This window comes from Streptomyces abikoensis (assembly GCF_014648775.1).
Taxonomy (GTDB): Bacteria; Actinomycetota; Actinomycetes; order Streptomycetales; family Streptomycetaceae; genus Streptomyces; species Streptomyces abikoensis.
This window is the reverse complement of sequence record NZ_BMRT01000024.1, coordinates 1-1,291: the sequence shown is the minus strand read 5'-3', so window position 1 is coordinate 1,291 and position 1,291 is coordinate 1. Positions and strand designations below refer to the sequence as shown.

Genomic DNA, 1,291 nt, shown 5'->3' with positions numbered 1-1,291 from the left:
GCCGAGTTTAATTGCAATTCAACAAACCGACAGTAATTACTGGATTACAAAGTATCCATTGCTTCGAATTCAAATTTGATTTATCAAGCTGGTTTATCTAATTTATCCACTGCGTCGAATTCAAATTTGATCGCCTTCCATACTTCACAAGCAGCAGCTAGTTCAGGACTCCATTTGCTAGCCTCGCGGATAATTTCATTACCCTCGCGGGCAAGGTCACGTCCCTCATTACGAGCTTGTACACATGCTTCTAAAGCTACTCGATTAGCTACGGCACCCGGTGCATTTCCCCAAGGGTGTCCTAAAGTTCCTCCACCGAATTGTAGTACGGAATCATCTCCAAAGATCTCGGTCAAAGCAGGCATATGCCAAACGTGAATACCCCCCGAAGCTACGGGCAGAACACCTGGCATAGAAACCCAATCTTGAGTGAAATAAATACCACGGCTTCGATCTTTTTCAATAAAATCATCACGTAGTAAATCAACAAAGCCCAAAGTTATGTCCCTTTCTCCTTCAAGTTTACCTACTACTGTACCAGCGTGAATATGATCTCCACCAGACATACGTAAAGCTTTAGCTAGTACACGAAAGTGCATACCATGATTCTTCTGTCTATCAATAACTGCGTGCATTGCGCGATGGATGTGAAGAAGTAGACCATTATCTCGGCAATAATGAGCCAAGCTAGTATTTGCAGTGAACCCACCTGTTAAGTAGTCGTGCATTACGATAGGAACTCCCAATTCTCTAGCACACACGGCCCTTTTGATCATTTCTTCACATGTACCTGCAGTAGCATTCAAGTAATGCCCTTTGATTTCACCTGTTTCAGCCTGTGATTTATAAATTGCTTCGGCACAAAATAAGAAACGGTCTCTCCAGCGCATAAATGGTTGGGAGTTCACATTCTCATCATCTTTGGTAAAATCAAGCCCGCCACGTAGACATTCATAAACTGCTCTACCGTAGTTCTTAGCGGATAACCCCAATTTAGGTTTAATAGTACATCCTAATAGGGGGCGACCATACTTGTTCAATTTATCTCTTTCAACCTGGATGCCATGAGGCGGGCCTTGGAAAGTTTTAACATAAGCAGTAGGGATTCGCAGATCCTCTAGACGTAGAGCAGCCAGGGCTTTGAACCCAAATACGTTACCCACAATTGAGGTAAACATGTTAGTAACAGACCCTTCTTCAAAAAGGTCTAAGGGGTAAGCTACATACGCAATAAATTGAGTTTCTTCTCCTGGAACGGGCTCGATGTGGTAGCATCGGCCTTTGTAACGGT

The 1,291-nt window shown here is 43.4% G+C and carries 1 protein-coding gene; it reads right to left on the bottom strand.

The window, feature by feature from the left end; all coding sequences use genetic code 11:
* Positions 1 to 83: 83 nt before the first annotated feature.
* On the bottom strand, positions 84 to 1,291 hold a 1,208-nt coding region (locus IE096_RS32280; protein ID WP_189457482.1), incomplete at its 5' end, for a ribulose-bisphosphate carboxylase large subunit.